Origin of the sequence: Nocardia paucivorans NBRC 100373 (genome assembly GCF_000308675.1) — a bacterium.
Classification (GTDB): Bacteria; Actinomycetota; Actinomycetes; order Mycobacteriales; family Mycobacteriaceae; genus Nocardia; species Nocardia paucivorans.
Genome location: NZ_BAGE01000038.1, coordinates 1 through 25,691, shown reverse-complemented (window position 1 = coordinate 25,691; position 25,691 = coordinate 1). Strand labels below are relative to the sequence as shown.

18 protein-coding genes, 1 tRNA gene and 1 pseudogene are annotated in these 25,691 nt (G+C 67.7%); 7 read left to right on the top strand and 13 right to left on the bottom strand.

Going from position 1 to position 25,691, the window contains the following annotated elements:
- Window positions 1–13 precede the first annotated feature (13 nt).
- The 4 genes from ON32_RS09445 to recC form a co-directional block, all read right to left on the bottom strand.
- A complete protein-coding gene (locus ON32_RS09445) occupies window positions 14–985 on the bottom strand; it encodes a VOC family protein (protein ID WP_040790464.1) in 972 nt (323 codons plus the stop codon).
- A 93-nt stretch (window positions 986–1,078) separates the two neighbouring features.
- The gene (recD, locus tag ON32_RS09440; RefSeq protein ID WP_040790623.1) at window positions 1,079–2,971 is read right to left on the bottom strand and encodes an exodeoxyribonuclease V subunit alpha; all 1,893 of its coding nucleotides are present in this window, start codon (window positions 2,969–2,971) and stop codon (window positions 1,079–1,081) included.
- Window positions 2,972–3,035: 64 nt separating this feature from the next.
- Window positions 3,036–6,518, bottom strand: coding sequence for a UvrD-helicase domain-containing protein (locus ON32_RS09435; protein ID WP_083874268.1), 3,483 nt, complete (start codon window positions 6,516–6,518; stop codon window positions 3,036–3,038).
- On the bottom strand, window positions 6,515–9,946 hold the full coding sequence (gene recC / locus ON32_RS09430; protein ID WP_040790463.1) for an exodeoxyribonuclease V subunit gamma: 3,432 nt from the start codon (window positions 9,944–9,946) through the stop codon (window positions 6,515–6,517). The genes ON32_RS09435 and recC overlap by 4 nt, the downstream gene beginning before the upstream one ends.
- Before the next feature lie 273 nt (window positions 9,947–10,219).
- On the opposite strand from recC, the gene ON32_RS09425 reads away from it, so the two are divergent.
- The gene (locus ON32_RS09425; RefSeq protein WP_245550913.1) at window positions 10,220–10,417 is read left to right on the top strand and encodes a hypothetical protein; all 198 of its coding nucleotides are present in this window, start codon (window positions 10,220–10,222) and stop codon (window positions 10,415–10,417) included.
- A 55-nt stretch (window positions 10,418–10,472) separates the two neighbouring features.
- Entirely contained in the window at window positions 10,473–11,366 is an 894-nt protein-coding gene (locus ON32_RS09420) for a serine hydrolase (RefSeq protein ID WP_040790461.1), read from the top strand.
- A 96-nt stretch (window positions 11,367–11,462) separates the two neighbouring features.
- Here ON32_RS09420 and ON32_RS09415 read toward each other — a convergent pair whose 3' ends face one another.
- Complete coding sequence (locus ON32_RS09415) at window positions 11,463–12,944, bottom strand: cytochrome P450 (RefSeq protein WP_040790460.1); 1,482 nt, start codon at window positions 12,942–12,944, stop codon at window positions 11,463–11,465.
- 180 nt (window positions 12,945–13,124) lie between these two features.
- Here ON32_RS09415 and ON32_RS09410 point away from each other — a divergent pair, with 180 nt between their 5' ends.
- The 3 genes from ON32_RS09410 to ON32_RS09400 all read left to right on the top strand — a co-directional run bounded on the left by ON32_RS09410 (window position 13,125) and on the right by ON32_RS09400 (window position 16,845).
- Window positions 13,125–14,582 carry an NAD(P)/FAD-dependent oxidoreductase gene (locus ON32_RS09410; protein ID WP_051133058.1) on the top strand — a complete coding sequence of 486 codons (1,458 nt, stop codon included), beginning with the start codon at window positions 13,125–13,127 and terminating at the stop codon, window positions 14,580–14,582.
- 78 nt (window positions 14,583–14,660) lie between these two features.
- Window positions 14,661–15,587 (top strand): hypothetical protein, encoded by a 927-nt coding sequence (locus ON32_RS09405; RefSeq protein ID WP_157224137.1) that lies wholly within the window; start codon window positions 14,661–14,663, stop codon window positions 15,585–15,587.
- 139 nt (window positions 15,588–15,726) lie between these two features.
- Window positions 15,727–16,845, top strand: a complete 1,119-nt coding sequence (locus tag ON32_RS09400) for a lycopene cyclase family protein (protein WP_051133056.1) — start codon at window positions 15,727–15,729, stop codon at window positions 16,843–16,845.
- Here the strand turns inward: ON32_RS09400 and ON32_RS09395 are convergent.
- On the bottom strand, window positions 16,833–17,336 hold the full coding sequence (locus ON32_RS09395) for a GNAT family N-acetyltransferase (protein WP_040790618.1): 504 nt from the start codon (window positions 17,334–17,336) through the stop codon (window positions 16,833–16,835). The genes ON32_RS09400 and ON32_RS09395 overlap by 13 nt on opposite strands.
- A 165-nt stretch (window positions 17,337–17,501) precedes the next feature.
- On the opposite strand from ON32_RS09395, the gene ON32_RS09390 reads away from it, so the two are divergent.
- Window positions 17,502–18,404: a universal stress protein gene (locus tag ON32_RS09390; RefSeq protein ID WP_040790459.1), complete on the top strand. Its 903-nt coding sequence runs from the start codon at window positions 17,502–17,504 to the stop codon at window positions 18,402–18,404.
- Window positions 18,405–18,423: 19 nt separating this feature from the next.
- Here the strand turns inward: ON32_RS09390 and ON32_RS09385 are convergent, their stop codons facing one another.
- Window positions 18,424–20,280 carry a Na+/H+ antiporter gene (locus ON32_RS09385; protein ID WP_040790458.1) on the bottom strand — a complete coding sequence of 619 codons (1,857 nt, stop codon included), beginning with the start codon at window positions 20,278–20,280 and terminating at the stop codon, window positions 18,424–18,426.
- Window positions 20,281–20,334: 54 nt separating this feature from the next.
- Complete coding sequence (locus ON32_RS09380) at window positions 20,335–20,784, bottom strand: SgcJ/EcaC family oxidoreductase (protein WP_040790457.1); 450 nt, start codon at window positions 20,782–20,784, stop codon at window positions 20,335–20,337.
- A 139-nt stretch (window positions 20,785–20,923) separates the two neighbouring features.
- Between ON32_RS09380 and ON32_RS09375 the strand changes: the two genes are divergently transcribed.
- Window positions 20,924–21,000, top strand: a tRNA-Pro gene (locus ON32_RS09375).
- Here the strand turns inward: ON32_RS09375 and ON32_RS29945 are convergent.
- The 5 genes and pseudogenes from ON32_RS29945 to ON32_RS09345 form a co-directional block, all read right to left on the bottom strand.
- Window positions 20,989–21,762, bottom strand: coding sequence for a tyrosine-type recombinase/integrase (locus ON32_RS29945; RefSeq protein WP_245550912.1), 774 nt, complete (start codon window positions 21,760–21,762; stop codon window positions 20,989–20,991). The genes ON32_RS09375 and ON32_RS29945 overlap by 12 nt on opposite strands.
- 441 nt (window positions 21,763–22,203) lie before the next feature.
- Complete coding sequence (locus tag ON32_RS09360) at window positions 22,204–23,265, bottom strand: IS3 family transposase (protein ID WP_245550936.1); 1,062 nt, start codon at window positions 23,263–23,265, stop codon at window positions 22,204–22,206.
- A gap of 237 nt (window positions 23,266–23,502) precedes the next feature.
- Window positions 23,503–23,904, bottom strand: coding sequence for a hypothetical protein (locus tag ON32_RS09355; protein WP_040790454.1), 402 nt, complete (start codon window positions 23,902–23,904; stop codon window positions 23,503–23,505).
- 44 nt (window positions 23,905–23,948) lie between these two features.
- Window positions 23,949–24,512, bottom strand: coding sequence for a DUF3558 domain-containing protein (locus ON32_RS09350; protein ID WP_040790453.1), 564 nt, complete (start codon window positions 24,510–24,512; stop codon window positions 23,949–23,951).
- Window positions 24,513–24,665: 153 nt separating this feature from the next.
- Window positions 24,666–25,639: pseudogene (locus tag ON32_RS09345) on the bottom strand (integrase core domain-containing protein).
- Window positions 25,640–25,691 lie beyond the last annotated feature (52 nt).

The window sequence follows — 25,691 nt, the reverse complement described above, 5'->3', positions numbered from 1 at the left end:
CACCGACCCCGGTTCAGGGCAGGTATTCGGCCAATTCGAATGCGGTGCTGCCGACCTCGAGATACGGGCCGGTCTCTCCCGCACGGAAATACGTCACCATCATCGGCACCCGGGCGACCGGCGTCATCCCCGCCGCGAGCAGACGACGCTCGGCCGCCACCACATCCGAGGTGAAATACACCAGATGCACCGGTGTACGGTCCGGGGCGCAGGTCTGGGCGGGCGCCGGATCCGGACTCTCCACACTCAGATGTGGCGCCCGCTCGTCCGAGGAGTGCAATTGGTGTACGAGCGGACGCACCGCACCATCGGTGTGCTCCCACGGCAAGGGCACGGCCATGGGTATCTTCCAGCGGACCCCCAACGCGGTCCCCAACTGATCACGCACCGCCGCGATATCGCACGGGGCCAGGGTGAACGACCGCACCGGACCGAGACCACCCGCCCTTCCCGATTCCGCCGCGGGAAAAGACGATTCGGCGATCAGTCGGACCAGGACACCACCGGCGCCGCGCCAGAACGTGAAGTCCCGCGCCGTGGCGACGAGCCGGAAACCGTTGTCGGCCAACCGTCGTCCCGTGGCATCGAGATCGGTCACCGCGTACGACAGGAACGCCGTATCGGGCTCGGCCCAGGGGCCCACCGCGGGCGCGGCCTGTTCGAAGGTGAGCACCGGCGCGCCGTCCAGCGACCGCGTCCGGTGCAGCACGATCGAACGCGGTCGGGACTCGCCCGCCAGAGTTACCGACACCGTTTCGGTCGCCGCCGGAGTGAACCGGGTACCGATACCGGATTCGAAGGGAGCGGTGGCCGTTTCGATCCGGGGCGCGATAAATCCCAAGTGCTGCGGCACCCCGAGCGAGGTGGTGATCTCCGCATGGGCGGGGCCCGCGGGATCGACGGCCGGAACCACCCCGAACGGCAGCAATGCCATCAACGCGCCGACCACCGCGATGACGAGTTTCCTGGTTGTGCGCAAGTTCATTTCTGTTGTAGTCCTCACCACCCGGACGCCGTGGCGCGTCCACTCGCGGCGATCGTAGAGCGGCGCCGGTTCGGAATACCCGTCGGGAAATCCCTATTTCGCCCGATCGACCGGGCCGATGCTGAGTCCGCTCGCCCGCAGCACCCGACGGTCGACGGCGGCCCGAATGGCTTCCTCGGTACCGATGACCCGAACGTGGTGCCGGGCGCGAGTGATGGCGGTATAGAGCAGTTCTCGGGTGAGCAGAGTGGATTCGGCTTCCGGTAAAACGATGGTGACCGCGTCGTACTGGCTGCCCTGGCTGCGGTGGATGGTCATGGCGTAGACGGTGACCACGGCCGGGAACTGGGTGGGGTGCACCAGATAGGGTTCGTCGCCGCGTTGCAGCGCCACGCGCAGCGAACCGTCGGGCAGGCGTAGCACCACACCGGTATCACCGTTGTAGATCCGGGCCTCGTGATCGTTGGCGGTGACCAGCAATGGCTGGCCGGGATACCAGGTGGCATGGGAGTTCTCGGGTCCGACACCGGCCAGGGCCGACCATTCGGCAGCGAGGCGATCCCAGCGCTCCACCCCGTAGGGGCCTTGGCGATGGGCGCACAGCAGTCGATGGGATTCGAAGGCCGTCAATGCGGCGGCGGCGTCACCGACCAGGGCCGCCTCGGTGATCGACCGGGACGTCCGCACCACATCGGCGCGCACGGCGGCGATGTCCTCGGGCGCGCACAGGCTCAGGGCCTCCCCACCCGCGCGCAACAGTTCCAGGGCGGTATCACCGTCCCCGGCCCGCACCGCGACGGCGAGATCGGCGATACGTCCGCCGAAGCGGCGGCCACGAGTGAGCCGGACGATCCCACCGCGGAGCCTGGTGCGCTCCAGTTCGGTCAGGGCCTCCGGATCGTCGGACGGATCGGCCGCCGGGCCGAGGATCTCGTCGAAGATCGGGTTCGGGGCATCGGTGACCGGGGCGGCGACCAGATCGGCGAGCACCGCCCCCGCGTCCACGGACGCCAACTGGTCGGGATCGCCGACGAGAACCAGGCGGGTGTCGGGGCGCAGCGCCGCGAACAGTCGGCTCATCAAGGTCAGTGACACCATGGAGCTTTCGTCGACGACGACCACGTCGTAGGGCAGCCGGTTGTGCTCGTGGTAGCGGAAACGCGTATCGCGGCCGCGCTGCCAACCCAGCAGCCGATGCAGGGTCGCCGCGGTGAGTTCCCCGAGACCGAGTTCCGCGGCCTGGTCGCGGACCGCCTCCTGGAGGCGGGCCGCAGCCTTTCCGGTGGGTGCCGCCAGCGCGATCCGCAGGGCGGGCCGGCCCGGTTCCGCGGCGCGATGCGCAACGAGCAATGCCAGTATCCGCGCAATGGTGTGGGTTTTCCCGGTTCCGGGACCGCCCGCGACGACCGTGGTCCAGTGAGTCGCCGCCAGCGCCGCTGCTATTCGCTGCCGATCCGGGGTCGCGGTAGGCGGACCGAACAGACGGTCCAGTTCACGCCGAACCAGGGTGGGATCGATATCCGGGTGTCCACCGGCCCGTTCGGTGAGGACGCGGCGGATGATCTGTTCCTGTCGGTAGTACCGGTCCAGATAGAGCAGCGGCCCTACCCCGGGGCGGGTGGGCTCGACCAGCCGCAGCGGCCGCAATGGTCCCGCCGCCCCTCCGCGCACCAGGGGGCTGGCCCGCAGCGCGTCGACGACGGCCCGATCCTCGGGCCACGGCAACGTGTCGGGGTCGAGAGTCGTTTCCCGATCCTCCTCGATATCCACACCGATATCCCGCATACGGGACAGGTCCAGACATACCGATCCCGACCGCACCGCCCGCACTGCCAATGCGGCCGCGAACAGCACCGACTCGTCCTGTTCCCCACCGAGGCGCCCCAATCGCAACGCCACGTGCACATCCGCCGCCGACAGCACCCCGGCCTCGTTGAACTCCCGCAACAGCCCGGTCCCCCGCTGGGCCACCTGGATCGATATCACGCCCACCTCCTCGCCCCCGGCCCCCGGGGGGCACGGGCCGACCGACCTGGCCGGGCGGTTGCGCTCATTTGCGACACACCCCACCTCCGGCCAATAGATCGGAGAGTTCGGTGATCAGCGCGACGGGCGGATCCCAATCGAAAACCCCCACACCCGATGGGGTTTCGGGGCCGATCATGCCCCGAACGAAAAGGTAACGGACACCACCGAGATGCCGGGCCGGGTCGTAACCGGGCAGCCGCCAACGCAGATAGCGGTGGAGGGCCACGCTGTACAGCAGTGCCTGTAACGGATAGTGCGCACGACGCATCTCGGCGGCCATGCGGTCGCGGGTGTAGTGCGCGACGGTGAGATCACCGGTGCCGAGCCGGTTGGTCTTGTAGTCGACAACCACGAAACGCTCGCCCCCGATCCGCAGCACGGCGTCGATACTGCCGGTGAGATAGCCCCGTAACGGGAGATCGCCGAGACCGGCCAATTGGTCGGCGTACTCGTGGAAGTCGTCTGCCGGTGTCAGATGCGCGCGTAATAGTTCGGCGATACGGTGTGGACTCGCAGAATCGGCGCCGGGTGTGTCACCGCCGGCGAGGGGAAGCTCGAACTCCAACTCGCACAACCGGTCCCGGGTGCGGATATCGGCGAGCGTACCGAAACCGAGCGGGGTCCGCAGGACGGCGAGCAGGGCGGTGGCGAGCAGCTCCGGATCGGCCTCGGACATCATCTCGGTCACCTGATCGGCGCATCGCGCGCGCACCTCGGCGGCAAGGTCCGGGACATCGGTATCGATCCGTTCCAGCACCCCGTGGACCAGGGTGCCGAATTCGGCGCCGAAGGGTAGTTCGTTCATCAGCGAGGGCGCGCCGGGTTCGGGTTCGACCGTGACGAGCGAAGGACCGTCGGGTTCGTCGACGGGACCGGGCCCTTCCTCCGGTTCGGCGTCCGGGGCCGTGGCATGCGCCGCGGCGGTGAGCGCCGAATACGAGGTGCGCCGCCAGTGGTGGTCCAGGATACGGTCGAAGGTCGCGGCGGCGAGCTCGGCGGGGGCGGTGTCGACGGGTGGACGGCGTGCGGGCAGCGCACCGGAACCGTCCACCGCGGTCACCGATATCGCGTCCCCGGCCGCGGCCGTCCGTTCCGCAATCCGCCGCACCGCGACCGCATCCGCGGGAACCGTCACCCGCGCGGCGATATCGACCGCACCGGTGTCCCGCCCCAGCAGCAACCGATGCAGCGGGGAGACGGCGGTGGTGAAAGTTGGCGCCCACCAGGCGACGACCTGGCATTTCGCCCTGGTCAAGGCGACATAGCAGAGCCGCAGCTCCTCTCCGGCCTCCTCCGACTCGGCGCGACGCCGCCGCTCGGCGCCGCCGGGGGCCTCCTGACCTCCCACATCGAGCACCCGAACACCGTCGACATGCAGCAACTGGGTCTCGGCATACGGATTCTTCGCGCTGTCCCACGCGAACGGCAGGTACACGACCGGGAATTCGAGTCCCTTGCTGGCGTGCACGGTGGCGATCTGCACCGCCGCCGCGTCCCGATCCAGACGGCGGCTGCGGTCGGTGACCGTACCGGAGGCCGGATCCCGGATCCGATCGGACAACCAGCGGGTGAGGGCCGTGAGCCCGAGTCCTTCGGATGCGGCGACGTGGTCGAGCAATTGGGCGATATGTCGCAGATCGGTGAGTTCCCGCTCGCCGTTCTCCATGGCCAGCAGCCGTGGCGCCAAACGGGTTTCGGCCGACAGTTTCTCGAAGAGAGCGGCGAATCCGGCTCGCGTGAACAATCGGGCCGCATCCCGCAGTCGGGCGCTGACCCGCCCCACCAGATCCGCTCCCTGCTCATCGATCTCGTCGACGGTGTGACCGAACAGCGGGGTGCCGGCCGCCAGTCGCACCCGGTCGGCTCGATGGGGTTGTTCCAGGGCGCGCAGCACCCACAACCAGTCCGTGGCGCTCGTGGTGGCGAAAACACTGGTGCCACCCGCCAGTACCGACGGCACCCCCGCTCGGTCCAGCGCGCTGCGCACCACCTCGATCTGCGAGCGGGTACGAACCAGGATGGCGATATCGCCGGGCCCGAGCAGACGATGGGCCGGGCCGGTCGGCTCGCCTCCACCGGCCGAAGTACCCACGGAATCCGCCGGAACGGCATCGACCGGATCCTGGAACGGCTGTGTCGCCGCATCGTTCGCCGCCCGAGAGTCGACGGCGATCCGCACCCCGGATTCCAGCAGGCGCGCGATATCGACGGCCACGTCCTCGGCGACCTTCGCCCGCATCCGACCGATACTCGGGAACCCCGACTTGTTCAACGGCCCGGCCCCGGTGCGCGGCAGACAGCGCAGGCGCAGCGGGGTGAGCAGATCGGCGGGCCCGGACAGTCGGGTCCAGGGATGGGTGGGGGTAACCGGTCCGACGGTGATCTCGGGATGTCCCAGGGCCGCGCCGCCGAGCAGATGGTCGAGTGCCGTCAACAGGCCGGCGTCGCTGCGTCGGTTGATGTCGAGCTCGCGGCGGTCACCGGCGTGGGCGACGGCGTCGAGATAGCTGAGCACCTCCGCACCGCGAAACGCGTAGATGGCCTGTTTCGGATCACCCACCAGGACCAGGGTGGTACGGCCGTGGAACGCCCGGCGCAGGATCTGCCACTGCAGCGGATCGGTGTCCTGGAATTCGTCGACCAACACCACCCGATATCGGGAACCGATCCGTCGGCAGGCGTCCGCGCCATGGCGGGGATCGGTCAAGGCCTCGTGTAGCAGCGCCGGCAGGTCGTCGAAATCGACGATCCCGGCCAGCCGTTTGCGCCGTTCGGTTTCGGCGCGGACCGCAGCGGCGAAAGCGGCCCGTTCCCCGGCGACGCCACCGTCCTCCGGCGCCAGGCGAGCCTGTCGGTCGGCCACCGCGGCCAGGGCCAACTCGTGGGCCACCCGCACCTTGAACGGTGGACGGGTGCGGGCATACCGGCTCAGATACAGATCGTCGGCGACGGTGCGGACCAGGTCGTCGATATTCTCCACCAGTCGGATATCCGGGTCCTGTTCCCCGACCGCACCCAACTCGTCGAGCATGCGACGGCAGAAACCGTGGGTGGTGGCGATGGTGCCGGCATCGAAGTCCGACAACGCCACCAACAGCCGTGCCCGCCGGCGGCGCACCTCATCCGGGTCTGCGGCGGCCAGGTATCGCGCCAATTCGTCCGGTCCGGTGCGGGCCGCATCCGGGTCCGCCAATGCCGCGGCCACCGCGACGAACCGGTCCCGAGCCCGTTCCCGTAGCTCCTGGGTGGCGGCCCGGCTGAAGGTGACCAGCAACAGTTCCGAGATATCGATCCCCAACTCGGCGACATACCGTACGGCGAGACCGACGATGGCGAAGGTTTTCCCGGTTCCCGCACTCGCCTCGAGCACGGTGGTGCCGGTGGGCAGCGGTCCGTACAGGTCGAAGGTCGTCCCGCCGCCGGCGTTACGGCTCGGAGACGGGGTCGTCGGCGCCGCGCCCCGTGTCGATACGGCTGCGGGCCGGGCCGGCCGGGTCGTGGTCATGGAGCCCCCTGCTGTTCGGCGCGCAGAACCGGTGCCCACAACCGACGTGCGAGGGAACCGAAAAGGGTGGGTTCGGTGGCTTCGCCCGGTGGGGCGGGTGCGGCGGCGAGATCACTCAACCGGGGGGTCGATCCCCACAGATAGCGCAGGTGACGGTCGGTGTGTTCACCATAGCGGGTGGGACCGTCGGGGCCGCCGAAGAATTCGTTCTCGGCGGCCTCCAACGCCTCGTCCGGTCCGGCGCCGCGGAAGCGACGCTCGGCGTAGGTGGCGGTCGCCGCGGTGACGATCGGCAACGGTTGAGTGAGCCCCAGATCGCGCAGTGCCGTCAGATCACGCAATATCTCGCGCGCCTGCGGGGCCGCGGGTGCGGTGAGCTCACAACGCCAGGCCGGGCGTCCGAACCTGCCGCGGCCGGTGATCACCGCCCGCCAGGAACGTTCTCCGGTATCGTCGCCGGCGGCCAGGGCCAACAGCGCCACCCAGGCACCGAGCCGATGTTTGGCCGATACCCGCGAATACGTGGTGCGGACCAACACATCACCGTGCACCTCGGGCACGGTGCCGGTGATCCGACGACCGGCTCCCAGATCCACGGCGATATCCACCGCCCGCGGCGGCAGCCGGTAATCGTTGCGGGCCGCCCGCACCAGGGTTTCGACGGTGCGTTCCACTTCGTCGAGTACGGCACCGCCGAGCCCGGCCGGGGGCAGGGTGCCACGACGCCATTCCGCGGCGCGCAGATCGGCCGGATCTGCGCCGGTGAGCCGAGCCGAGAGCATGCGCTCGCCGAGATACCAACCGGCCAACCCGTCGAGTTCGATGGGCAGCCGGTCGTCGACTTCGTCGTCCCGGTCCGGGATCCGCAACCCCAATCGCTGCCACAGGAAACCGCGGATCGGGTGTTCGACGAACGAGATCAGTTCGGTCAGCCCGATATCGGCCGGTTTCACCGCCGGCAGCGGCGTGTCCGACAGCCGCGGACGTGGGACGGGCGGTTGCCCATAGGCCACCGCGCCGGCCAATGCCACCGTGTCGAAACCGAAGGGCCGTTCCGACCGGAAGTTGCGCGGATCGTGGGCCTGCAACGGATGCCGGGCCACCACCTGCCTCATACCGTCCGGCCCCACGTGGGCGCGCAGGACGTCCAACAGTTCGGCCACCGGGACGGCGGGTGGGCGGTGGGCGCCGGTCACCGGATCGGCACCGGTGTAGAACAGCAGCAGTTTCTCCCGCGCGGCCAGGATCGCGTCCAAAAACAGCTGCCGGTCCTCGATCCGTGCGTCCCGCTCGCCGGGCTGGGGGTTCCGCGCCAGGACGTCGTCGCCGTCCACCGCGGCGGCTCGCGGGAACACCTCGTCGTCCATCCCGAGCAGCACCACCACCCGATGCGGTACCGAACGCATCGGCGCCATCCCGCAGACGGTCAGCTCGCCGGTGCGGAAATTGGTGCGGGTGGGCCGGGCGGCGAGCCGGGTCCGCAGCAGCGCCGCGATATCGTCGCGACGCAATGCGATATCGCCGGCGTGCGCGATGGCGGCGGCCAGTTCGCGATGCGCCTCGATACGCAACCAGGCCTGGGGTTCGGGCACATCGGTGAGCAGGTCGAGCGCACGGGTCAGGATCGCCGACCACTGCGCGGCCGGACGGGGACCGCGCAGATCCCGTAGTACCGCCGCCAATCGGTCCACATATTCCGCGAACCGGCCGGCCAGGTCCACGTCGTTGCTGTCGACATCACCGAGCGGCAACGCCAGATCGAGCCAGTCGGAGGTGGTTTCGTCCGCCGTCACCCCCAGCAGTATTCGGTCCACGGCGCTGTTGAGGGTGTTCTGCCCGAATTCGGCCAGTCCGAACGCCTGCCGCTGCCGTTGCCCGATCCCCCATCGCGCCCCGGCCTCGACCGCCCATTCCCGCAGTCGCTCGATATCGTCGTCATCGAATTCGCAACGCCGGCGCACGGTTTCGGTCGCCGCCAGATCCAGGACCTCGGTGACGGTGACCCGCCCGGCCGCCATATCCAGCAGCCGGCCCACCACCAGCAGCAGCGGATTGACCGCCGCGCGACCTCGATCGGCCAACCGCACCCGCAACCGATGGGCCGGATGCTCCGAATCGTCGGGCGTGTCGACGTCTTCCGCGGGCCGCGGACCGAATGCGGCCCGCACCAGCGGCGCATACGCCTCCACATCGGGGCACATGACGAGCACCTCTCGCGGCTCCAAGGTGGGGTCGGCGGCGAAGAGCCCGAGCAGACATTCCCGCAACACCTCCACCTGCCGCGTCGGCCCGTGGCATGCGTGTATCGCCACCGTGCCGTCGCCGACACAGTGCGTGCGCGGCGGCCACCGATCGTCGCGAATATGCTCCTGCAGGGTCCGCAACAATGTGGTCGACCCGTCCCCTGACCCGGCCGATGTGTCCTGCACCGCGGTGCCGTGGCGGGTATCGCTCGCGCACTCGGGAAGTCGCTGCTGGAGTTCTCGAATATCGCGTCCCAGCGCGGACAGCAGGGGATGCCGGATCGATGCGGCGATATCGTCTCCCGACGCCGTCACACCCTCGATGTTCCTCGGGGCATTCCGCACCGACCGATCCCACAGCGCCGGACTCGGATGCACCAGCCACAGATGCACATCGCGATGTGCCGCCAGGGCGGAGACGACCGCCAGTTGATCGGCCGCCACCCGACTCACCCCGAAAAGGGACAGCCGAGCCGGCAGGTCCACCACATCGGGTTCGGCCCGCAGCCGATCGGCGGCCAGGGTCAGCCGTTCCGCCGGACCGGGAACGTCGATGGCCGCGCGCAGCCGGCGCCAGAGAGCGGCCTGCCACCGCAGATCGTCCGGGAGGGGCTGCCCCGCACCGTCGGTATCGGCGCCCGCCACCCATTCTGCGAGCACCGCGGGTCGCCGACTCGCATAGCCGTCGAACAGCGCCGTCAGCCGTCGGGCGGCGGCATAGCGGCGGCTGCGCCGGTCTTCGGTGTCGGTATCGGACCGCGCGACACCGAGATACCGGGCCGGCACCGCACACCACGGCTCCCCCGCCGATTCGTCGACAATCCGCAGCAGCGTCCACACCATACGGTCGGGCGCCCACGGGTCGTCCTCCGGCGCGATACCGGATGCTGCCGCGAGCACTTCGGTGACCAGCGCACCCGGCGAGGGAAAGGCGATATTCGCCGCGACCCCGTCGCCGGCTCCGTCCGTGGTGGCCCCGAGTGTCGTGGCCCCGAGTGTCGTGGCCCCGAGTGTCGTGGCCCCGAGTATCGATGAGAGCCGGTGCGCCAACCACCGTTCCGTGCCCTTGGCGGGTACCGCGATCACCTCCGCGGCGAACGGGTCCGGTAGCGGGACGGCGAGCAGCTCGGCCAGTGCCGCCGCGAGCACGTCCGCGCACTCGGCGCGGTGGATGTGCAGCGGCATACGTGCCCTTTCCTCCGGTCTCGACGATCACCACCCTCCGCGCCCGAACCGCGGGCGCATCGTCCAACCGTTATACGCCCGCCACCCGGCAACCGCTCTCGCGCCCCCGGTCCCCTATACCCGAAATCGGCGCACTCGCACGTGACTTGTCCCACATGCGACGCCGACACTCGGTCGTGTCGTGGCGATTTCGCCCGGACGCTGTGCCACAGTGCTGCCCCGGGAGGGGAAGTCGGGGTTTGCGCGAAAGGCTGGTTCACGCTCATGGATGCGATGGTGATCCCCCTGGTCCCGAAAGATGGATTCACCGTCCGTCGGGTCGGCGACCGGTGGGAGTTGGTCAATTCACGCCACTACGGGCGCGATGTGGTGGTGCACTGGTGGCCGCGCGATCGACACACCGAGGCATTCGAACATTGTCACCGACTCAACGGGCGCACCGTGGCGCAGGCCCCCGCGGCCCATCGCTGAGCGTGCTGCAACCTCGTTCACCTCGAAAACATGCGTGGCGGACGGCGGTGTGCCAATGTGTACGCTCGTGCGTTACCTGTCTGTCACCGAGGCCGCTCCCCGTCTCGCCGCGTCCGCATGTGTTGTCGCGGCCGCCGCGATGGCTGTCACCGGCGCTCCGATCGCCCATCCTCACGCCGCCGCCGCACCGCCCGCGCTCACCCAGGGCTGCGCCCACGGCTTCGACTGCGATATGGCCGCGCGAATCGAGAACGCCAACGCCTATCTCGCGTCCCGCCCCGGCGTAACCGGCTATGTGCTGCGTGATCGGCAGACCGGCGCGGTCTACGCCAACAATCACGCCGAGGACATGGTGTGGACCGCCTCCACCATCAAACTCGCCATTGCCTCCGATCTGTTGAATCGGGCTCGGGTCGGGGCGATCAACCTACCCCCGGAGGATCGCGGCCTGATCGAGTCGATGCTGGCCACCTCCAACGACCAGGCCGCCGACCTGCTCTGGAACAAATACGCGGGTATGGACCGGATGGCGTTCAACAATGCCTTCCGCGCCAATGGGATGACGAGTCTGGCCCCGCAACCCAACCCCAGCGGACCCGGACCGCACTGGGCGTTCCAGAAGTGCACCGCCGCCGACCTGGACCGGTTGATGTCGCATGTCCTGGACCGAATGCACCCCGACGATCGCAACTATCTGATCGACCGGATGAGGTCGGTCGACCACAACCAGCATTGGGGTGTCTGGGGCGCGGGCGCGGCCATGCGGCCCGGTCTGAAGAACGGCTGGTCGGAGGAACAGGACGGCTGGGTGGTCAACTCGGTCGGTTTCGCCGGTCCCGGTGAGCGCTACACGCTCGCGATCATGACCGCCATGGGCCGGGAGGGCGGTTACGCGGAGGGGTCGGCCACCGATACCCGGGTCGCCGAGATCCTGCTCGCCGGACGCTGATTCCCGCACACGCACCACCGCCGAGACGGACACGGGGCCGGTTTCCCGTACACGGGAGACCGGCCCCGTCGCATATTCGGCGCGGGATCCGCTGTTTCAGGTGATCCGCTGCAGATGCAGCGGGGCATTGTCGCGCGGATACGGTATGGTGCTGAATCCCCAGGGCATTCGGTAGGTGTCGGGGATATGCCAGCGGTAGTCGCGCACCATGGCGGAGATGATGGTCTTCACCTCGAAGCTGCCGAAGTGCATGCCGATGCACTTGTGCGCCCCCGCGCCGAACGGCATCCACGCCAGCCGATGCGATTTGTCCTCGCGCCGCGCCTCGCCGAACCGCTCCGGATCGAAAACCTCGGGGTCGGTCCAATATTCGGGCAGCAGATGATTGACCTGATAGGCGAGGTCGACCGGGGTGCCCGCGGGCACATAGTGACCGAGGATCTCGGTATCGCGCACGGCCCGGCGCACCATTCCCGGCACCGGCGGCATCAATCGCAGGCTCTCCTTCAGCACCAGATCCAGATTGCGCAGACGATCCAGGTCGGCGATGGTCGGGATACCCCCCTCGGAGTCCAACGCCCGCACCTCTTCGCGCACCTTCTCCTGCCACTCCGGATGTTTGCCCAGGTAGTAGGCGACGGCGGTGGCCGTGGTGGTGCTGGTGTCGTGGGCCGCCATGATCAGGAAGATCATATGGTTGACCACGTCGGCATCGCTGAACATCTCACCGTCCTCGGTGCGCGCGTGGCACAGCCCGGAGAAGAAGTCCGGGGCGTCGCTGCGCCGCTTCTCCGGCAGCATCGAGTAGAAGTAGTCCTCCAGGACCTTGCGCCCCCGGATCCCGGCTCCCCACTTTCCGACGGGCAGCGGATACCGGACGATCGCCAGTCCGGCATGGGTGCACGCCACGAACGCCTTGGTGAGGGCGCGTCGTTGTTCACCGACCTCGACATCCATGAAGGTTTCCCCGGCGATGTCGAGGGCCATCTCCTTGATGGCGGGGAACAACCGCACCGTGGCGCTCGCACCGCGGCCGGGTGGTACCCAGCGCTCTATCGTGGAACGGACGACGGGGGTGAGTTCGGCCAGATGCGCCTCGAGCCGTTCCCGGGTGAACGCCTGCTGCATGATCCGCCGGTGGAACATGTGCTCGTCGAACTCGAGCAGGAGCAGTCCACGCCGGAAGAAGGGACCGATGAAGTAGTCCCAACCCTGCCCGAAGTCCCGACGGCGCCGGCCCAGCACCTCGTCGAGCGCCTCCGGGCCCGCGGCGAAGACCCGATCCAAACCCATCCCGCTGTTGAGGGTCACCGGTCCGTAGCGGCGGTAGCGGTCCATCATCTCCGCCGGCCCCCATCGCATGAAGTGCAGGCTGCGGCCCACATAGGGCAGGCCGGCGTCGCCGCGGATCGCGCGGGTGTCACTACCCTGTGGCGGGGTGGCCAGGGTTCGCGGTCTCTCCGGTGTCCGGGCGAGAAGCCGGTCGATCACACTCGTGCGGGGCGGCTCGATGAGCGACCAATTCTCGGTATCGATGTGTGCGCGTGACACGGACGCGGCACGGTCCACGGTGACCATGACGAACCTCCTGAGATATAGAGTCCATCGTATTCTCTTTGTGTCACACGTCTCACTCATTCCACCGAATCGCCGTCACGTCGGCCCAGTCCGCCCGTGACGCTCCTCGCCCGGACGACTACCGTGAGCGGTGTCCGCAGATGATCACCGGGACACCGCCCGGTCTGGCGAGGAGCGACGATGAGCACTGAACCTGTCGGAAACCACCGGCATCGGGTGGTGGTGATCGGCTCCGGTTTCGGCGGCCTGTTCGGGACCAAGCAGCTCGCGAACGCCGACGTCGACGTCACCCTCATCTCCAAGACCTCCACCCACCTGTTCCAGCCGCTGCTCTACCAGGTGGCCACCGGCATCCTGTCGGTCGGCGAAATCGCCCCGGCCACCCGGCTGGTACTACGCAAACAGAAAAACGCCCGGGTACTGCTGGGCGAGGTCATCGATATCGACCTCCAGGCCCGCACCGTCACCTCACGGCTGCTCGCACGCGACACCGTCACATCGTTCGACAGCCTCATCGTGGCCACCGGCGCGCAACAGTCCTATTTCGGCAACGATCATTTCGCCACCTTCGCCCCCGGCATGAAGACCATCGACGACGCCCTGGAATTGCGCGGTCGCATCCTCGGCTCGTTCGAACAGGCGGAACTGGCCACCACCCAGGAAGAACGCGAACGGTTCCTCACCTTCGTGGTGGTCGGCGCGGGTCCCACCGGGGTGGAGCTGGCCGGTCAGATCGCCGAACTGTCCGATCGCACCCTGGAAGGCACCTTCCACAACATCGATCCGCGTGAGGCGCGGGTGATTCTGGTGGAGGGCGCGGACGCGGTCCTCGCCCCCATGGGACCCAACCTCGGTGGGAAGGCACAACGGCGACTCGAGCGGATGGGGGTGGAGATCCAGCTCAACGCGATGGTCACCGATGTCGACGCCCGCGGGGTCACGGTGAAGGACGCCGACGGCACCGTTCGCCGAATCGAAGCGGCCTGCAAAGTGTGGTCGGCCGGTGTACAGGCCAGCCCGCTGGGCCGAATGCTGGCCGAACGTTCCGAGGGCACCGAGGTCGACCGGGCGGGCCGCGTGATCGTGGAACCGGATCTCACCATCAAGGGCCACCCCAATGTCTTCGTGGTGGGTGATCTGATGTCGGTTCCCGGGGTGCCCGGCCAGGCCCAGGGCGCCATCCAGGGCGCCGTCTACGCCGCCAAACAGATCAAGGCCGGTCTGAAAGGCCAGACACCGCAGGAGCGCAAACCGTTCCGGTACTTCAACAAGGGCAGTATGGCGACGGTTTCCCGGTTCAGCGCCGTCTGTCAGATCGGCAAACTGGAGTTCGGCGGCTTCCTGGCCTGGTTGGTCTGGCTGGCACTGCACCTGTACTACCTGATCGGCTATCGCAGCCGGATCATCACGGTGATCCAATGGTTCGTCACCTTCCTGGGCCGCAGCCGGGGCCAGATGGCGGCCACCGAGCAGTGGGTGTTCGCCCGACTGGCGCTGGAGGCGGTGAACGGCGTCGGCGACGACGCGGCCGAGCAGGCGGCGCTACGCCGCTCCCTCGGCTACCGCGGACGACCGAAATCGGGCACCGGCGAACCGAGCGGAACCGGAGCCACGGAGGTCGGTGACAAGGCGGGCTGAGCACATGGCCCATCCGCAGGCCCATCCGGGTCCGAATGCCGTAGCAGACACGGCACTTCTCCTGGATGAAAGGCCAACATGGGCAAACACAGCGTTGTCGTTCCGCCACGGCGCATGGTTGGGTCGATCGTCGCGGCGGGCACATTTCCGCTCGTCATGGCGTTGATCGGTAGCGGCACCGCCAACGCGGCGCCCCAACCCGCTCCTCCCGTCGAACAACTCGACCCGGCGCGGATCGTCTCCGACGCGGTCACCCGAGTCGTCGCCGATACGGTGACCCATCTCGGCCTCGAACCGACCCCGGCGCCGCTCCCCCTCACCGCATCCGAGAGCGCCGTCGGTCCGCTGCACCGTATGCCCACCCCCGCCCCGTACGTTCCCGCCGGTCGGCCGGCCGCGCCTCTCGCCGCGACCGCGGCAGCGCCGGCATCGACCGAAACCGCCGACGCCGTATCGCGGCCCATGCCGGACCAGAGCTACCTGGCCCCCTTGGGGCAACTCCATGGGCCGGTTCCGGTGCCCGCCGTCGAGCCGATCGAAGCGCCCCCGGGCAAACTCCGCATCGGCAATATCGTCATGGATCCCCCCGGTATCGACCCGACGCCGATCAACGAGGGCGCGGCCCAAGCCGAGGCCGATCTGGCCACCTTCCTGGATTCGGTCGGCATAGAACGCAGCCGATCCGACCGTATCGCCGCCCAAACCCTCGGTTCGGCCGCCATCGGCGCCTCGGTCGGTTCCACGGTGGCCTCGCCCTTGGCGGCCACCTCCGCGGTGGTCGGCGCGGTCGCCGGGTTCGTCGCGGGCATACCGTTCCTGCCGATCGGTCTGCTCATCGGCCCGATCCTGGGCGGAGCCATCGGCTACGGGGTCATCGCCGCCCCCGCGCTGGCCTTGGGCGCGGCCATCGGTGGGGCCGTCGGCGCGGCAGAGGGCCTGGCCGCTGCGCCTTACGGAACCCCACCCGCCGAAACCCCGGCCGCACCCGCCTCCGCCACGTCGTAATCCAGCCGTCCCGCAGCCGTCGTTCGACGAGCCCACCGATTCCCGTCGAACGACGGCTGTGTCCGGGCACCGACCCCGCGGGTCGTTCCCGCCCGAGCCGCATCCCATGGTTCGATCCGAGAATGGTCGACGAGCAACCATGTCACGGACGTCACCCGCGAGTCGGAGCGGCGTGGTGAGCGATATCGTCATCTGCGGGCTCGGCCCGGCCGGTCGCGCCCTCGCCCACCGCTGTCTGGTCCGAGGGATGGCGGTCACCGTGGTCGACCCGAACCCGTGCCGCCGGTGGACCGCGACCTACGCGGCATGGGCGGACGAATTGCCGGACTGGCTCGACCCGGCGGTCACCGCCACGACGATGCCCGAACCGACGGCCCACGGCCGGCGGCCACATCGAATCCCGCGCCCCTACACGGTCTTCGACACCCGCCTGCTCCAGGAATCCCTGGACATCACGGGCGCAGAACTCGTCACCGACCGCGCGACCGCACTCGACCGGCACACGGTGACACTGGCCTCGGGCGCCGTCCTCCGCGGCGACCGCATCATCGACGCCCGCGGTCTGCCCCGCGCCCCGAACCGAGCCGAACAAACCGCCTACGGCCTGGTTCTCGACCACGCCGAAGAGACCCTGTTCATGGACTGGCGTCCCGACAACGGCGCCGACCCCACCGACCCACCGTCGTTCCTCTACGCCATCCCGCTGGGCGACGGCACCACCCTGTTCGAGGAAACCTGTCTGGTCGGACTCCCCGCACCCTCTCCCGCAGCGCTCGCGCAACGCCTCCACCACCGGCTACGGGCCCGAGGCATCTCGGTGCGCGGCGACGAGCGCGTCGAACGCGTCCGGTTCCCGGTGACCGGCGGGCGCCCGAGCCGTTCCCGTTTCGGCGCGGCCGGCGCATTCCTCCATCCGGCCACCGGATACAGCGTCGCCGCCGCCCTGTCCGCCGCCGACACGGTCGCCGCGGGCCGTTCCGCATGGCCTCCCACGGCACGCGCGGTGCATCGTCTCCGCCTGGCCGGCCTCCGGGCCCTGCTCGCCCTGCCGCCCTCCGAGATACCGGTATTCTTCGACGGCTTCTTCGACCTCCCGCTTCCCGCCCAGCGCGCCTATCTATCCGGTCGCACCGAACTCACCGGCACGCTCACCGCCATGACGCGGCTGTTCACCGCGCTTCCCGCCCCGACCCGAACCCGATTGGTCACCGCGACACTCGCGTTACCATTTCCCGCCCGGTCCGGTCACAGCGCCTGAAGAAACCAGTCCAACCTCCCGTACACCGGGTCCTCACTGCTGTGGTGATAGGTGAAACCCACCCGATGCGCCACCGCCACCGCCAATTTGTTGTCCGGATGGATCCGCAATACCGCCTCGTCAGCCATATCGTCTCGGGCGAGATATCGGCAGGCCAACACCAGTGCCCGCACGCCCAATCCCCGATACCGTCGCGCCGGGTATATCCCGTAGCACACATTGGCCTGCCGAGCTGCCAGGAAATCCCGGGCGAGTTCGATGGCCATCGTGCCGACCGGTTGTCCGGTCGTATCCACCACCATGAACACCTTGTTCGGCGCGTCGGCCGCCCAGTCGTCCGCACAGCGACGGAAACAGTCCGTCACTTTCGCCGCCGGATTCGCTCCCCCGTAGAACCGCCGCAGTATTTCACCGTCCTCCTCGGCCAGATGCACCGAGGCGTCGGCGACCTCGATGGGACGTAGTCCGATGACCCCATCCGATATCAACACGTGATCATGATCGACACAGAAGCCCGGACGAACAAGTGTCCTCCCGGCGCGCCGCGGGGAAAGATCGCAGGTGACACGCCGTGCGATGAATATGTGAAACGCACCATACCCCGCCGCGAACCCGGCCCCACGTTTCGATGCGACCGTCGAGGGGATACCGCCGGCATGAGCGAACACGTCGAGGATCCACATCAGCTGGTATCCGCCGCGGTCGTGGTGGGGGTCGACGGTTCTCCCGCCTCCGACGTGGCGGTTCGCTGGGCCGCCGAGGTCGCCGTCCAACGTGGACGCAGCCTGTTGCTCGCCCACGGTATGAATGTGACCCCCGCCAGGTCCCTGCTCGTCGCCTACCAACCGATGATTCCCGAAGCGATCGAAACCCTGCGCGCGCACGGAGAGGCGGTCCTGGCCGACGCGCGTCGGCTCGCACAGGAGGTCGACCCGAATCTGCGAGTGGAGACCCGGCTCTCGGAGGACGGCCCGGCAGCCCTGTTGATCGAATTGTCCGAGGACGCGTATCTGGTGGCATTGGGCTCGCGCCCCGGCGGCGCACTCGCGCACATGGGTTCGACAACGCTGTCGGTCGCGGCCCACGGCCACGGCAATATCGTCGCCGTGCGTGAAACCGACGGCCGACACAACGGTCCCGTGGTGGTCGGTGTCGACGGCAGCCGCATCAGCGACGCCGCGGTGGCGGCCGCCTTCGCCGAAGCCGCCGAACGCAAGGCCGAACTGGTGGCAGTGCATACCTGGAGTGATCTCATCTTCGCCGAATACGCCAGTACCGCCATGATCGAAATCCCGGTCGCGGATCTCGCCGCCGCCGAGCATGCGGTCCTGGCCGAACGTCTGGCGGGCCGGCAGGAGCAGTACCCGGAGGTCACGGTGCATCGACGGGTCTACCCGTCGTCACCACGCCAGCATCTGCTCGAATGGTCGGAAACCGCTCAGCTCGTGGTCGTGGGCAGCCGGGGCCGCGGCGGATTCCGCAGTCTCCTGCTCGGCTCCACCAGCCATGCCCTCGTCCAGCGCGCCCGCTGCCCGGTAATGGTCACCCACCCCCGCTGACCGGACGGCCGATCCCGCCTCACCCCAACAGTTCGTCCACATAGCACCAGCGCCACGCCTCCCCCGGCTCCAGACTGCGAATGACCGGATGCCCGGTGGTCGCGGCATGCCGGCTCGCGTGACGTCCAGGCGAGGAGTCGCAACAAGAGACATTCCCGCAGGTCAAACACATCCGCAGATGCACCCACCGCAATCCCTCGGCCACGCATTCGGCGCACTGTCCGGACACGGCGGGTTCGCACAGCAACGGCGTGGACCGCAGATGCACGCACTCGGCGGCGGACTCGTCACCGACCAGCAACTCGGTGTGATCGAGTTCCCCCGCATCGTCGAGCCGGTCGATCATGGACTCCTCCAGATCGAGCCAGGACAGCACACGCTGCAGGATCTCGTAATCCACCTCCCCGGAATCCCGCACCCGCAACACCGTCTCCCGTTCCGCGCGCAACATCTCCAACCGCAACCGCCGATACTCCGCGGTCGGAGTCACCTGCTCGGATTCCGGTCGACCCAATTGCTCCCACACCGCGTTGGTCCGCATATCCGACCGCTCGCGCAGCAACCGCACCACCTCATCGGGCGTATCCGGGCCCGTGGCCCGCTCGAGCGCCTCCAATCCCGCGGTGGCGGCCCGACTGAACAGCGTGGCCTCCTGCAACGCATCCTCGGCACGACTGGGCCCCCGCAACCGCAACAACCGCACCACCCACGACAGCGACGTCCCCTGCAGCAGCAGAGTGCCCGCGACCACCACCAGCGCGAGCAGTTTCAACACCGGCAACTGCGGAGTGTCCTGCGGCAGCAACAGCACCGCCGCCAATGTCACCACACCCCGCATCCCCGCCCACGACACCACCATCGAATGAGCCGCCGGCACTCCGGACCGACCGAAGGCACGCCGCGCCAACGCCCACCCGAAAACCCACACCGGCCGCGACACCGCAATGGCGAACAGAACCGCGACCACGGCGATCACCAACGTCGTATGGTCCAGTCCACTGCTCCACGCGTCATCGACAATGCCGCGCACCTGTAACCCGATCACGAGGAACACCGCGCTCTCCAGGATGAACTGCACGGTACGCCAGTTGATGCGTTCGGAGATCCGTGAGGCCGCTCTCTGCCACACCGGCGCACGGTGGCCCAGGATCATTCCGCAGACCACCACCGCGATCACCCCCGAGGAGTGGATCCCCTCGGCGGGCAGATACGCCACGAACGGCGCGAGAAACGACAAGGTGGTGTCGAGCACCGGATCGATGATCCGCCGCCGCAGCACCCCCAGCAACCACGCCACCACAATCCCCACCAGCGCGCCCCCACCGGCCGCGAGCAGAAAATCCGCCCCCGCCGACCACACCGACACCGCCCCCGCCGACGCGGCGATCGCGGTGCGCACCGCCACCAGCGCGGTGGCGTCGTTGAACAGCGACTCCGCCTCCAGAACGGAGACGATCCGACGAGGCATCCCGATCCGGCGCGCGACCGCCGTCGCCGCCACCGCGTCCGGCGGGGCGACCACCGCCCCCAACGCCACCGCCGCCGCGAACGGCACCGGCAACAGCCACCACACCACCGCCGCCACCACGAAGGTGGTGAACAGTACCAACCCCACCGACAACAACGCGATGTATTCGAGATTCGCCCGGAAATCGACCAGCGATGTCCGAAGCGCCGCGGTGTACAGCAGGGGCGGCAGCACACCCAGCAGCACGAGCTCCGGTTCGAGGTGCACCACCGGCACGAACGGCAGATACGACCCCGCCACCCCCGCCAGGGTCAGCGCCAGAGGTTCGGAGACGCCGACCCGTCGCGCCAGCGCCGCCACCGCGGCCGCCGACGCGACGAGTACGACCAATCCGACGGCGATCTCCACCGTGGCATTCTCGCAGAACGAAAACTCACGGCGCGCCCGCCGCCCTACCCCGGATCACTCGGGCGACGGGATCAGCGTGTTCTGCCGGGCCGCCACCCACCACCGACCGTCCCGCTTGACCAGGATGTACAGCGCGATCGTCGTAGGGTCGATATCGATGGGCTCACCCGTGGCCGTCACCTCCCGGGCGCGCTTGTGGGCAATCGCGATATCGGGTCGCAGAAAAGTGATGTCGGCGACCTCGTAGTGGACGAACTGGTCCTTCAGGAACCCGGCGAGCCCCTGTCGGCTCGCCTCGAGCAGCGCCTCCCGGCCGGTGATCTGCACCCCGTTCGCGTTGACCACCGAGGCGTCGGCGGCGAAGTCCGCGACCATCAGCTCGGCGTCATTGGTGTTGATCGAGGTCTCGACATTGCGAACGATCTGTTCGATCGCGGCGATGTCCTCGGCGCGATCTTCGGTGGTGTTCGCAATCACGGGCGGTGTGGGCGTTTTCGATTCCATACCTCGATCTTGCAATCTCAACCTGACTTCAGGTCGAACGGCGGGTGTTGTACGCAGTACAAAATATCTTTTTACCAGGCGATTAGCCCTCCGGAACCACACTGAGGTAATCTCTTCGAGCGTCCCGAGAGGGACGCAACGGGCTGTGGCGCAGTTTGGTAGCGCACTTGACTGGGGGTCAAGTGGTCGCAGGTTCAAATCCTGTCAGCCCGACCATAGAAAAACCCCTTCCCACCTGCATGGGAAGGGGTTTTCTGTTATTCGACCAATCGGAGTTTTGGGACCATCTCGGCCCTGTCGGGCCGTCGCAGGGCCTTGACCAGGGGCTGCCAGGAAGCGTGACAGCCGGTCACCGTCGCCGCGCAGCTCGTCCAGATCGGGGTGCAGGTATCGCTGGGTGATGCGTGGGTCGGTGTGGCCGGCGATCCGCTGCAGCCGGTGCAACGGCACGCCGGCGTCGGCGAACCAGGTCAGACCGGTGTGCCGCAGATCGTGTCGACGCAGGTGCTCGAACCCCAGCTTCGTAACGACCTCGTCCCAGTGCGTCGCCTTCCGCAGGACACCGGTCGCGATCCGGCCGCCGCGCGGGCCGACGAATAACCGCGCCCGCATGAACGCATTGTGGCGTGTGTCCTCGTCGGCCTCCGCGAGTGCCGTGTCCGCGGTGATGCGTGCCCACGCGGCATTCATTCGACGAAGAACCACCGGGCGCACCTCCTCGATGATCGGGATCGGTCGAGCCCTCTTTCCTTTGGTGCCCTTGTCCTTCATGCCGCCCGGGCCGGGGGTGGTCTGGCGCCGCAGCATCCACACCCAGATGTCGGTGTCGATATCTCCGATACGGCACCCGGATACTTCGCCGATCCTGGTCGCCGTGCACGCCGCGAATACCGCGGCGTCGCCCCACCCCTGGTATTGATCGGAGGATGCTTGCACCAGCGCTGTCGAGAGCTGCTGTAGCGTCGCCCAGTCCGGCAACGCCAGCGCCCGGGGTCGTCGACCTCGTCCTCATGCCGTTCGTAGAACCGCTGCCAGCCCGGGACTTCCACCCGGTTGCGGTCTATGACGTCGTCGCGGACCGCTTGGTTCAGTACACGAGCCAGCGCGGCCAAAGTGTTCTTGACAGTGGAGCGCCCACAGCCGACCGCCACCCATCTCGCGACCGCCCGATCGACGAGACCGGCGTTGTCGGCGGCCGATAAGGGCAGGTGACCGAGCGTCGGCACGATACGAAGCCGCCACCCTGCTCGGTACGGATCGAGCGTCTTGGGTTCGCCGCCTCGCATTGCGGTATCCCAGTGCGTGTTTCCGTATTCCGCGAGCGTGGCCGTCGCAGTTTTCGGGTCGACACCGTGAGTCGCGGTGACAGGACCCCAGTGATCGGTCCACGTGATCTGGTCCCCTCTGGTCGGGCCGGTCTTACGAGAGTCGAGGGGTTGGTCGGGTATCGAGCCACAGCGTCTCATACTCGGTGGGACTCGCGTAGCCCAGGTAGGAGTGGCGGCGACCGGTGTTGTAGAAGTTGTCGATCCAATCGGCCATCGCGATGCTCGATTCGAGGGTCGTCGCCCGTTTCTTCGTGTTGAGTAGTTCGGTTTGCGAACGACCCCAGAATGATTCGATTGCGGCGTTGTCGAAGCAGTCCCCGACCGTCCCGAACGAGGGCAACAGATTGTGTCTTCGAAGGTTCTCCCCGAACGACCACGACGTGAATCGGCTGCCGTGATCGGCACGCAAGATCAACCCCGGATTCCCTATCCGCTCGGTCATCGCCATGTTCACCGCGTTGTTCACCAACACGGTGTCGGCAACCGCAGAAAATGCTCGTCCCACGATTTTCTTGCCGAAGCAGTCGAGAACAGCGCGGCAGCGCACTTTCCCATCTCCGGCCGGACGCTCTGCGATGTCCGCACACCACGGCTCGTTGGGCCGACTCGCGGGGAAGACCCGGTCGACCAGGCCCGAAGGGGTGTCGACGCCGAGCAGTGGGTGAGCGCGTCGTTTCGGCCGCGGAACACCGCATGACCCCAGCTCCGACATGATCGAGGCGACGAGCCTGTGGTTCACGACCGTGCCGCTGCCGGCGAGTAACTCGGCCTTGACCCGGCGCGTGCCGTAGGTGCCGCGTGATCGGGCATGTATCCGGGATGTCTCGTTGGCGACGACAATCCGGCGGAGCTGTCCGGTGGACATCGGTTGCCGCCGTTGCCGCAGGAAAGTCGAGCGGTACACACCGACAACCCGGCAGGCCGAGCGCTGCGAATGTCCACGCGCGATCAATCCTTCGACGACCGCGATTCTCCCTTTAGAGGACACCATCGCCTGATCGTCGAACAATTCGCAGGCATTGCGGGTCGGTTTCGGTTCGGCTTCCAATGCTGCGATCCGCTTCCTCGCCGAGGCGAGCTCGTCGGCTTCCACGCTCGGCACTCCTTCACGGACTCCCGCATCGACAAGGACCTGAGCCTTCCACCAAAACAATGCCGCCGGCGAAATACCGGTTTCGGCGACGATCTCGGCGACAGGCTCCCCGGCTCGCAAACGAGCGCACCCCTGCCTGCGAACCGACTACGGGAAAGACTTCGGCCTCATGACCTCCTGCGGATCACTCTGCCTCAACTCTCACAACCATGGCCCGGAAACAGGGGGTCAGATCATGGCAGCCCCGACTGGTAGAAGAAGGTTTACCCATCGTCGCTGGGAGGATGGTCGGGGGTGTCAGCGCAGTCCTTCTCCGGTGTTGGCGAGTTGGGTGCCGGTGTCTTGGTCGGTGGTTTGGAGTTTGCCGATGGCGGCGAGATAGGTGTCGCGCATGAGTTCGGCCAGTTCGATGTGTTGTTCCAGGCGTTTGACGGCGTTGTCGTCGGCATTGTCGCCACCACCGACGGCCTTTCGCTGGAACTTGTCCTGTAGAGCGAGAGCTGAAGGTAGGCCGCCGTAGCCTGAGAGACGGCCGAGCCGTTGGTCGCTATCTTTGGCGTCCAATAGTTTTTGGCGGTAGCCTTCGCAGGCTTTGGCCAAGTCGGCGCCGATGCCCTCTTCGAGCCGCATCTCCCCGCTGATTGCCTGCTGTTTGAACTGCTGCCATTGCTGCAGCTCATTCTGTAGGTTTTCTGACATCACGTCCCCCTGTCGCGGCTCTGGAACTCGGTGGCGGCGTGCGGCTATTCGGGTAGATGCGGTTCGAATCCGACCGCGTACTGCATGGCGATGGCGCAGATATCGCCATCGCTGGGATCACCGTTGAGCCAACCGGCTGCGATTTCGAACATTCCTTGTTGGGCAGAAAAAGAGACGTAGCAGCTGTCGCGATCGACATCTGTTTTGTCGCGGGAGTAGATGGCGGGTCGACCGTTTACCGTGGTCTCCCGGATATCGACGTGGTCTTTGTTCGTTCGGGCTTCGTCAAGTGTGTGGCTGGTGGACATCACACTGATCGCGTATAGGCGGTCGGCGGGTCGCCATGAGCAGACACGCCAGGAGGAGGGGCCGGTTGGCGGGTCGGTGATGACGTTCTTGGAGTCCGGGTTCAGTCCCACGGAGATGAGTACGTCGTCGCCGATCTGGGAGCAGGGGTTGAAGACCACTATCTCGTCGATATCGCGGGTTGTGGTGGTTCCGGCGCTTTCGGTGTCGGCTTTCCCGCTCTCGAGTACCCCGCACCCGGAGGCCAGTGTCACTATCGCTGCTGTGAGCAGTGTGGTGCGTAGGGCGGTGGCGATGCGCATGGATGTCTCCCCGTGGGCCGTGGTGCGGGATTCCCCGCCATGACTATATGACGCACCCTGGCCGGCTTCGGTTCCATCCCGTTTCGAGGTCCGGTGGGCAGGTAGCGGGGCTGACAGGATCCCAGTGATCGGTCCACTGGCTGTGAGAGCCGGTCATTGATGTGTGCAGATGGCAGCGTATCCGGCCGGGGTGCGATATCCCAGGGCCGAATGCCGCCGCCGCTGGTTGTAGTCGGTTTTCCACTCGGTGATCACGACCCGGGCCTGGGTCGGCGACCAGAAGCTGTTGATGTTGAGGCATTCGTCGCGAAGACGTCCGTCGAACGACTCGATATAGCCGTTGCGCCAGGGCCTACCAGGAGGAATGAACGCCAACCCGACACGTTCACCCGCCCGATCGGCCATCACCGAGCACACCAGTTCCGGGCCGCTGTCACAGCGCAGCACTGCCGGGTGGCCTCGCTCGGCCGCGATGCGGTCGAGCTCGTCGATCAGCCGATCGGCAGTGATCGAGCGCTCCACCGGTCCGCCCAGGCGTTTGCGGCGCCGCCGCACCGGCGCCCGCAGCCCCTCGGCCCGCCACAGGCGCTGGATCTTTTTGTGGTTCACCGCCCATCCTTCGGCGCGGGCATCGTGGTATGCGCGGCGAAACCCTTGTCGTGGATGGGTTTTCGCCCACTGCCGCAACCATTCCCGCAACCCGGAATCCGGGTCGGCGCCCCGTCGGCCGGCCGGTGGACGGCGCTGGGCACTGCGATGCTGCCCGGTCGCCCGGCACGCGGCGCGTTCACTCATACCGAACAGTCGTCGCAGGTGAGCCACCGCCGCACGCCGGCGTTCCGGGCCTAGAAGTTTCCCTTCGCGACCTCCTTCAACGCCGCCTTCTCCAGCTCGGCCTCGGCCGGCAACCGCTTCAACACGGTGTTCTCACGTTCGAGTTCCTCGAGCTTCTTCGCATCATCGGCCTTCACCCCGCCGAACCGGTTGCGCCACCGGTAATAGGTGGCCTCGGTGCCCTGCAGGACCCCGCACACCCCGGCCACGTCCTTGCCCTCGGCCGGCAGCCGATCGGCCTCGGTCGGTTTCCGCACCACCTGCTCAGGGGTGCGCCGTGCACGCGTCGCCATGATCGTCGTCGAGCCTTCCCGCCCAAAACCTGGGCATTCAGACTCTCGCAAA